Source organism: Hydrogenovibrio sp., assembly GCF_049975065.1.
Lineage (GTDB): Bacteria > Pseudomonadota > Gammaproteobacteria > Thiomicrospirales > Thiomicrospiraceae > Hydrogenovibrio.
In genome coordinates, this window is the sequence record NZ_JBNGDN010000029.1 from 1 (window position 1) to 9024 (window position 9024).

The 9024-nt window shown below is 51.2% G+C and carries 10 protein-coding genes; 5 read left to right on the top strand and 5 right to left on the bottom strand.

Going from position 1 to position 9024, the window contains the following annotated elements:
- Nucleotides 1-111 precede the first annotated feature (111 nt).
- Nucleotides 112-957 (bottom strand): bifunctional DNA-formamidopyrimidine glycosylase/DNA-(apurinic or apyrimidinic site) lyase, encoded by an 846-nt coding sequence (mutM, locus tag ACP5D0_RS05155; protein WP_472364543.1) that lies wholly within the window; start codon nucleotides 955-957, stop codon nucleotides 112-114.
- Between the two features lie 209 nt (nucleotides 958-1166).
- On the opposite strand from mutM, the gene ACP5D0_RS05160 reads away from it, so the two are divergent.
- The 3 genes from ACP5D0_RS05160 to ACP5D0_RS05170 all read left to right on the top strand — a co-directional run bounded on the left by ACP5D0_RS05160 (nucleotide 1167) and on the right by ACP5D0_RS05170 (nucleotide 5216).
- Nucleotides 1167-1373, top strand: a complete 207-nt coding sequence (locus tag ACP5D0_RS05160) for a hypothetical protein (RefSeq protein ID WP_472364544.1) — start codon at nucleotides 1167-1169, stop codon at nucleotides 1371-1373.
- A gap of 263 nt (nucleotides 1374-1636) precedes the next feature.
- On the top strand, nucleotides 1637-2380 hold the full coding sequence (locus tag ACP5D0_RS05165; protein ID WP_472364545.1) for a DUF4197 domain-containing protein: 744 nt from the start codon (nucleotides 1637-1639) through the stop codon (nucleotides 2378-2380).
- 187 nt (nucleotides 2381-2567) lie between these two features.
- Nucleotides 2568-5216 carry a transporter substrate-binding domain-containing diguanylate cyclase gene (locus tag ACP5D0_RS05170; RefSeq protein ID WP_472364546.1) on the top strand — a complete coding sequence of 883 codons (2649 nt, stop codon included), beginning with the start codon at nucleotides 2568-2570 and terminating at the stop codon, nucleotides 5214-5216.
- 78 nt (nucleotides 5217-5294) lie between these two features.
- Here the strand turns inward: ACP5D0_RS05170 and rpmG are convergent, their stop codons facing one another.
- The 4 genes from rpmG to radC all read right to left on the bottom strand — a co-directional run bounded on the left by rpmG (nucleotide 5295) and on the right by radC (nucleotide 7343).
- Complete coding sequence (rpmG, locus tag ACP5D0_RS05175; protein ID WP_029938870.1) at nucleotides 5295-5447, bottom strand: 50S ribosomal protein L33; 153 nt, start codon at nucleotides 5445-5447, stop codon at nucleotides 5295-5297.
- A gap of 11 nt (nucleotides 5448-5458) precedes the next feature.
- Nucleotides 5459-5695, bottom strand: a complete 237-nt coding sequence (gene rpmB / locus ACP5D0_RS05180) for a 50S ribosomal protein L28 (RefSeq protein WP_472364547.1) — start codon at nucleotides 5693-5695, stop codon at nucleotides 5459-5461.
- Nucleotides 5696-5859: 164 nt separating this feature from the next.
- The gene (locus ACP5D0_RS05185; protein WP_472364548.1) at nucleotides 5860-6663 is read right to left on the bottom strand and encodes a lipoprotein intramolecular transacylase Lit; all 804 of its coding nucleotides are present in this window, start codon (nucleotides 6661-6663) and stop codon (nucleotides 5860-5862) included.
- A gap of 2 nt (nucleotides 6664-6665) precedes the next feature.
- Entirely contained in the window at nucleotides 6666-7343 is a 678-nt protein-coding gene (radC, locus tag ACP5D0_RS05190; protein ID WP_472364549.1) for a RadC family protein, read from the bottom strand.
- Between the two features lie 60 nt (nucleotides 7344-7403).
- Between radC and ACP5D0_RS05195 the strand changes: the two genes are divergently transcribed.
- Nucleotides 7404-7817, top strand: coding sequence for an acyl-CoA thioesterase (locus ACP5D0_RS05195; protein WP_472364550.1), 414 nt, complete (start codon nucleotides 7404-7406; stop codon nucleotides 7815-7817).
- Nucleotides 7814-9024: bifunctional phosphopantothenoylcysteine decarboxylase/phosphopantothenate--cysteine ligase CoaBC (gene coaBC / locus ACP5D0_RS05200; RefSeq protein WP_472364551.1), on the top strand; the 1211-nt coding region annotated here is incomplete at its 3' end. The genes ACP5D0_RS05195 and coaBC, both read left to right, overlap by 4 nt.

Genomic DNA, 9024 nt, shown 5'->3' on the forward strand with positions numbered 1-9024 from the left:
CGGTCGTAATCGCGGAGTCGACACTTCTTCGAAAATTTCCTTGTGAAACCAATGCTCTGCGCAATCTCAGCACAAATTCATGAATCGAAGAACCGAAGGTAAACATTCGGGTTAGGGGCGTTTTGGGGCCGACTGCGGCGGGGGCGCTTGGCAACTGGGGCAAAAATAGGCGGCACGTTGATTGAGTAAGACTTTTTCAATTGGGGTGGCGCATTGGGTGCACGGCTGACCCGCACGACCGTAAACGTGCAGTGTCTGCTCAAAATACCCCGGCTGTCCGCTAGGGCTGAGAAAATCTTTTAATGTGGTGCCGCCCTGAAGAATGGCGGCTTCCAGCACCTGTTTAATGTGCCTGACCAGTGTTTCGATTTCCTGTTGCGACAGGCTGGCCGCGGGTCGAGCCGGGTGAATGCGGCTGAGAAAAAGCGACTCGTTGGCGTAAATATTGCCGACACCGACCACCACCGAGTTGGTCATAATCAAGGTTTTGATCGGGCGCTTGCGACCCTGCACTGTTTGCCATAAATAATCCGCATTAAAATCATCGCTCAATGGCTCCGGCCCCAGCGATGTCAACAGCGGGTGTGCTTCTGGTGGGTCTTCCGTCCACAGCCAGCAGCCGAAGCGGCGTGGGTCGTGGTAGCGCACTCGGTAGCCGTTGTCCAGAATCAGGTCAATGTGGTCGTGTTTCAGCGGTGGTGTGCCTTTGGGAAGAACGCGCAGGTTGCCCGACATCCCAAGATGAATGATGAGGTGGCCTTTCTGCGTTTGCAACAGCAGATATTTGGCGCGGCGCTGAATGGATAAAATCGCCAGGCCTGGCAGTTTTTGCCGCAGGGATTCGTCCACCGGCCAGCGCAAGCGGCTATTGCGAATGAGGATGTCGGTGATGACCTGGCCTTCCACCTTGGGTTGCAGGCCGCGGCGGGTGGTTTCTACTTCGGGCAGTTCTGGCATGGTTCTTTCTGTAATTGAATTAAAAGTTGAATGTGAATTCTAAGGGATGTCGGTTGGGAGAGTGAATCATTTTGCAATCAACGCTTGCATCCGGTTTTGATATTTCGCTCAATGTTTTGGCTGAGTGGCCGTTAAAGTCATTGAAAGGGAAAGATAAAAACAAGACAAAATAAATACTTACAAACATCTCACACAGAAGGAGGTGGGTCATGAACACACAAGGATATTATGTAGACTGTGACGATTTAGGGTACTGTGTTGCCAACGAAAATGGCGTTGTTGCTTCATTTCGGTTAATTGAGGATGCGTTTAGAGCCTTGCGCGATTTTCAGTCCAAAACCTTTCCAGAAAACTGGGCCAAAATGCCACCCTCTATCCGCAAAGCCAAAATGCGTTACTATGGAAAACTGGCCTGATTCATCGGGTGGGTTCTGAGGTGATTCTGGACGATTTTTAAAAAAGAACCGTAAGACCACCCGCATTTGCCCCATCCAGCCGAAAGCCGGTCATTATCTGAAATGACCGGCTTTTTTTGTATTTTATTTGGGTACCACGGTTAACCCCCTTACGACATTCTGCGGTAAAATTCGGTTTCGTATCGCTTAATGTGTCGTGGTTTCGAATAATAAGGAAAATGTAATTGAATAGGAATATTAAGGGTTCAAATCGAACGCTTCTTATGCTGGCCGTTTCCGCGGCGCTCAGTGGTGCTGTGTCCGTGGCGCAGGCCAGTTGGTTTGATAAGGCGCAAGAAATGTTGCAATCTCAAAGCGGTGACACTTCGTCCCAGTCGAGTTCATCCGCCTCTTTACCGGCCGGTTTGTCATCTGACGAACTGTCGAAAGCCTTTAAACAGGCGCTGGATATGGGGTCAAAACAAGTGGTTTCCCAGTTGAGTCAGGCCGGAGGGTACAGTCAGGATCCGGCGATTCACATTCCCTTGCCAGCGACCTTGCAACAAGCCGATTCGCTTTTACAGAAAGTCGGTTTGGGCGATTACAGTCAGGCGCTGGAAGCGAAGTTGAACGAAGCGGCTGAACAGGCGGCACCGCAGGCGCAAGCGTTGTTTATTCAGGCGATTTCCGAAATGAAGTTTACCGATCTGCAGGCGCTTTACAATGGTCCGAAAGATTCTGCAACACAGTATTTGCGTGAGAAAACCGATACGGAATTGCAGCGAAAAATGCAGCCGATTATTGCCGAAAAAATGAATGAAGTCGGCGCGGTTCGACTGTACGATCAGATGATGGCGCAGTATCAAGACATTCCACTGGTGCCGGACATTAAAACCAACTTGGTGGATTACACCACCGAAAAAGGATTGGATGGTCTGTTTTATTATCTGGCGCAAAAAGAAGCGGAGATTCGAGAAAATCCCGCCGAGCAAACCACTCAGTTGCTGAAAAAGGTGTTCAGTCCTTAGCCCCAACTTTAACGCGAAGGTCAATATTCGGATTGATTTTTCCTGATGTACCTTTTGGATCATTGTTGAGTAATTAAGTCTTTCAAGTCACAGTAAATTTTTTATAATGGAAGTCGCCTTTGAGTTGTTCAAAGGGTTTGAATCATAATGAGGCCGCTAAAAAGCGCCCGATAAGGTTTGCACCTCCATGTCATTTCGTCTTTTTGGGTTCCTCGCGTTGCTCTTGTGTTTGGTGGCTTCGGCGCGCGCGGTCACCCAACCGCTGACGCCGGTCACGGTTCAGGTCAACTGGAATCATCAGTTCCAGTTTGCGGGGTTTTACGCCGCGATTAAGCAAGGTTACTATCGTGAGGCTGGCCTGGATGTCTTGGTGCAAAGCTGGCGACCCGGCATGAATATGGTGGACGAGGTGGTGACGGGGCGTGCGGAGTTTGCCACTTCTTACAGTTCGTCGATCGTTGCGTTTGCCAAAGGCGCGCCGATTCAGCTGGTCATGAGTTCCTTTCAGTTCTCTCCGATGGTTTTGTTGTCCCATCAACCCGTGCATGATCTGGCCGATATGGGCGGGCTAAAGGTCATGCACTTTGAAAACCTGCAAATTCAATCATTATTAAACAAAGTGGCTGTTGAAGCGGAGCATCCGCCCGTGAGTTTGCCGCCTTCAGGCAATTTAGACGACTTTATTCAACGTAAAGTCGATTTGTATGCCGCCTATGCGACTAATGAACCCTATCGTCTTGATTTGCAGGGTATTCCCTACCACATTGTGGACCCGAAAACATTTGGTGTACAAAGCTACGGCGACTTAATCATTACCGCTGAATCCTATGCTAAACAACACCCTGATCGCGTTGAGGCCTTTAAACAAGCCACGATTCGGGGGTGGCGTTACGCCATTGAGCATCCGGCGGAAGTGGTGGATTACATTCTGGCGAATTACCCGGTGGTCAAGTCGCGCGAGGCGCTTTTGAGCGAGGCGGCCATCACCAGGCGTTACGTTAAGTCCGGCCTGACGCCGATCGGCACAGTGGAGCCGTCCAAGCTTCTGGCGACGGCGGCGGAAGCCAAAGAAGTGGGCATGCTGTCCAACGAACGATTTCGACAGCTGGATATGACCCGCTTTATCTTTCGATCCACCGATTATATTTTCACTCAGAAAGAGTTGGATTATCTCCAGCAGAATCCAGTCGTCCATCTGGCGAATGATATTGATTGGCAGCCGTTTGAGTTTATTGATTCGGAAGGGCGCTACAGCGGGATTGCCGCAGAATATTTCAAGTTGATTTCGCATAAAACGGGATTGCGGTTTGTGACCGTAAAGGACAAGCCTTGGTCGGAGGTGTTGCAGGGGGCTAAATCGGGCGAATACGATGCCTTTTCCTGTGCGGTTGCAACGCCGGAGCGCTCTCAATACATGCGTTTTACCGATCCTTATTTGTCTTTTCCGATGGTGTTGGTGGGTAAAAAGGAGCTGTCGGTGATTCCCGACTATAAGCAACTGGAGGGCGATGTGGTGGCCGTGGTGAAAGGCTATTGGTCGCACGAAACCCTGGCGAAAAATTACCCGAAAATCAAATTGCTGCAGGTAGACTCGGTGAAAGAAGGCTTGGAAGCGGTGATCGATGGCCGTGCCATGGTGTATTCCGGCAACTTGGGTGCCGTCAATTACGCCATTCACCGGTATGGTTTGACCGGCATTCATGTCATCGGTCAGTCGAATCACCGTTTTGAGTTGGCCATCGGTGTGCAGCGCGATAAGCCGATTCTGTACAGTATTCTCTCGAAAAGTCTGGCCTCCATTACCGAGGAGCAGCGCCGTGTTATTTTCAATCACTGGATTCAGTTGGAAGTGGTGAATCGGCTCGATAAGCGACAGCTGTTCGAAATCGGTTTATTGGTGTTTGTATTGTTATTGTTGATGTCCTTGCTGGTGTTTTTTTACCGCTATCAGAAAAACAAGCAGCAGGTCTATATTCATAAAATTCATGAACTGACCTATGCCACCTTGATTGATCTGGAAAACTTGACGCTTGTTTGGGTCAGCGAAGCCTTTTGTCGCCTGTCCGGCTATGCGAAAATGGACTTGATCGGGCGCTCTTATCTTGATTTGGCGTCCAATGCCCTTTCGGAGAGTCAACGACACTACATTCAGGATTGGGTGCAGTCCGGGCGCATCTGGCAGGGTGAGTTGGAGGGGCGTAGGGCGAATGGAGACAGTTATTGGGTGGAGATCACTTTAACCCCTGAGCAGGATGTATGGGGACGAGTGCACCAGGTCTGGGCCACGCGTGTGGATATTACGGATCGCAAGCGTTTGGAGCAGGTATCGATTACCGATGATTTGACCGGGCTTTATAACCGCCGTTATTTTAACCAAACCTTTTTGGAAGCTTTGGAGCGGGCTTCGCGCGAGGCACGCACTATGTCGGTGGCCATGTTGGATATTGATTATTTTAAAAAGGTCAACGATGTTTACGGTCATCAAAAAGGGGATGAAGTGTTGGAGCGTGTGGCCGAGGTGCTGAAAGCACAATTTTCGGCGGAGTCGGATGCGATTTTCCGAATGGGCGGTGAAGAGTTTTTTGTGATGACCGAGTTCGATAGCGAGAGTGCCTTTCAAATGCGTATGCATGATGTTTGCCAACGCGTGGCGGCTTTGGGCGTGATGAATGAGAGCTCGCCGTTTAAGGTTTTGACGATTTCAGTGGGGGCGGCTTTTTTGCAACCGTCACACTTAAAGGATGTGGATACGGTGTATCACTGGGTGGATGAGACCTTGTATAAAGCCAAGCAGGAAGGGCGTAACCGAGTGGTGATGATGCAGCCTGAAGACTGAGGGCGGGGTTGATCGCTGAGGTTAAGGCAAAAAAAACCCAGCCTTTTGAGCTGGGTCATCATCTAAGTCGGATAGACCTTATTTGATTTTGGCTTCTTTAAAGAGAACATGTTTGCGCAGGATGGGATCGTATTTCTTGATCTCGAATTTACCCGCCATGTTACGCTTGTTTTTATCCGTGGTATAAAAATAAGCGCTTTCTGTCGATTGAAGTTTAATTTTATCGCGCATGTCGGGCTCCCTTACACTTTCTCACCACGTGCACGCATCTCTGCAAGCACTGACTCAACACCATTCTTGTCGATAATGCGCATACCCGCTGTGGAAAGGCGCAGTTTGACAAAACGGTTCTCGTTCTCAACCCAAAAACGATGAGTTTGTAGGTTTGGTAAAAAACGACGACGAGTTTTACGATGAGAGTGGGAAACATTGTTACCGACCACAGGCTTTTTACCTGTTACTTGGCAGACTCTGGACATTTCTCAATTCCTCTCAAAAACGGTAAATCCAGCGGATTCACCTGACTTAAAAATATTCGAATATTTCTACGTTAAAACAGTCTGGGTAAGACCGTGAAAAACAAGAAGCGGAATTATCCATAAAATTCAACCGAAAAGCAAGGGGTGCGCTCGAATTATTCAGGCTATTCCGGTAGGCGGCGGATAAAACGATTTAGCAGGGTGTTGAAGGCGCTGAACAGTGCTCCGCCGATTAAAACCAACAGAGCCGGGATGTAGGCGAACAGGTCGGGCGCTTTCATGAGGGTGGTCATTAAGGAATCTTGGTAGTAAAAAAACCATGGGTTGTCCGCTGGAAAGGCCCAGATGTGTAATTGATTGAACACGGTTTCGGGCCCTATCACAAACAAGGCGATGGCGAGCGGAATTAACAGTATTTCCAGCAGGAACCAGACCTGGCGAAAAGAATGGGTTTGCCGTTTTGTGATGCGCCAGGCGGTCAGCACCAGCCAGAAAAAGAAAAGCTTCAAGGCGGCTTGGTTGATCTGATCAATCAAATGGGCGACATCTTTAAGGTGGCCAACCTCTTGGGGTCGAAGCAATGGCGTACCGGTGTTTGACGAAACGTCTGAGGAATCGTCTGAGGAGGCGTCTGAGGAAGTGTTTGAGAACGGGTGGTAGCGCAAGTCTTCCAGCCCGTTTCCCTGATGGTGAATGCCGTGTACGATGCCGTGAAACAGGAACATCCGTTCGGCCTGAGTGGTGTGTTCGAAGTCTGGTTTGTAGCGATTTTGGGGCGCGTAGTGTTGTATGTGTTCGTGAATGCCGATGGTCTTGTACCAAATTGGGTATAAGAAATCCACCTTGGCTAACAGGTGCCAACTGAGCCAAATCGCCAGCAGAAACGTCATCCAGGCCCAGATGAAAGTGAGCCAGGTTAAAGGGTGTTGCGGTGAAGCGGAGCGTCGCGGTGAGACTTCCATAGACATGGTCACATTTTTCCTTGTTGTGCCAAGGATGTCCAGCGACCGTGATCCCCTAGAATAATGTGGTCGAGGCAGCGCACATCAATCACCTCTAAGGCGTCTATGAGTCGTTGCGTGAGCGCCACATCGGCGTCACTGGGCGTTGGGTCGCCGGAAGGGTGGTTGTGCGCCAGAATCACCGCCGCGGCCTGGTGTTCCAATACGGTCTGAATCACCTCGCGGGGATGCACCGTGGCTTGGTTAATGGTGCCGGTGAACAGTGGCGTAAAGGCCATGAAATGGTGCTGTTGATCCAGCAGTACCAGTCCGAAGATTTCACGCGATTGATGGCCAATGTGATGCGATAGCAGTTGTGCCACCTTGTCGGGTGCCGTCATGGCGTCGCCTTTGGTCAGGCCGGATTCAAAATGGCGGCGTGAGATTTCCAGTACGGCTTTGAGTTGTACGTATTTCGCTTGCCCCAGCCCTTTGGCTTGACAAAATTCGGGTTCGTTCGCCTGAAGCAGAGCGTGCAAGCTGCCGAAGTGATCCAGTAGATCCTGCGCCAGTTCGACCGCGCTTTTGCCTTTGACGCCCACACGCAGAAAAATGGCCAACAGTTCAGCGTCCGATAAATGCGCTGCACCAAAGTTCAGGAGTTTTTCGCGCGGACGGTCGTGGGCGTGCCAGTCGGTTATTGCCATGGTTTTATAAATTTTTTGCTAAGATAAAGGCCATCTTAATCAAAAGGGTATCTGCTGGCAATGTTTAAGCTTGAAATGGCCGTCCGAGACTATGAGTGTGATTTGCAAGGTGTTGTGAATAATGCCGTTTATCAACACTACTTGGAACACGCGCGACATGAATTTTTACTGGCGAATCAGGTGGATTTTGCCGCCTTGGCTGCCGAGGGCATTGATCTGATGGTGGTGCGTGCCGAAGTGGACTATAAAGCGTCTTTGCGACCGCACGACCGTTTTTATGTGACGGTGGTCCTGGTGCCGCAAGGACGGGTTAAAGTGGTGTTTGAACAGTCGATTTATCGGGAAGACGGCACTTTGATCGTGGCGGCGAAAACAACGGGCGTCACCGTTCAAAAAGGCCGTCCAGTGCGGCTGGCACCGACTTTATTGGCGTTGGCGGAGGGTGCGGTCACGGCCGACGGAGAGCCTGTATGAAGGTATTGTTGGGCGTCACCGGAGGCATTGCCGCCTACAAAGCCTTGGCGCTGGTGCGATTGCTGGTGAAGGCCGGCCATGAGGTGCAGGTGGTGATGACCGAAGGGGCGAAGGCGTTTGTGCAACCCTTGTCATTTCAAGCGCTGTCGGGGCGGCCAGTGCGCGATCAGTTGTTTGATGACACTCAGGAAGCGGGTATGGGGCACATCGAACTGGCACGCTGGCCGGATGCGATTGTGATTGCCCCTTGCACGGCGGAGACCTTGGCGAAGATTCGCATGGGGCGCGCGGATAACCTCTTAACCACCTTGTGTCTGGCGACCGACAAGCCCGGTTGGGTGGCACCCGCTATGAATCGTTTGATGTGGGAAAAAGCCGCGACTCAGGACAATCTTGCGGTGTTGCAGCAGCGCGGTTGGCAGGTGATTCCGCCGGATAACGGCGAACAGGCGTGCGGTGAGGTAGGGGTTGGGCGTTTGGCCGATCCGGCGGTGATTTTGAGTGCCCTTGAAGAGTCTAGCCGAAAGGTTGAAGCGCTTAACGAAAATGACCAGGCCTGGCAGAAAGTCGCTCGCGCCTGGCAGGGCAAGCATTTACTGGTGTCGGCGGGGCCGACGCATGAGCCGATTGATCCGGTGCGCTTTATCGGCAATCGCAGTTCCGGAAAAATGGGCGTGGCCATTGCGGAAACCGCTTTGAAGCTGGGAGCGGAAGTGACCTTGGTCGCCGGACCGATTGCTCTGAAAACCGCCCCGAATCTTCGACGGTTGGATGTGGTGACCGCGCTGGAAATGCAGGCGGCTGTTTTATCGGAAGCGGGTGAGCAGGATGTGTTTGTCAGCGCGGCGGCGGTGGCGGATTTTCGTCCGGTTGAGCCAGCACAACAAAAGTTAAAAAAGCAGGCGGATACGGATGAAATGACCTTGCGCCTGGTGAAAAACCCCGATATTGTGGCTCAGGTCGCTGAACAGTTTCCAGGCCTGTTTGTAGTCGGCTTTGCTGCCGAAACGGAACAGGTGTTGGCTCAGGCGCGTGAAAAACGTCAGCGAAAAGGGTTGGATATGATTTGCGCGAATGCCGTGGGTGACGGCGTGGGGTTTGACACCGATGATAATCAATTGACATTGATGACCGCGCAAACGGAGCTTGCCCTGCCTGCTTCGCCTAAAACGCAGCAGGCATTTGAGCTGTTGCGTCGGATTGCCGA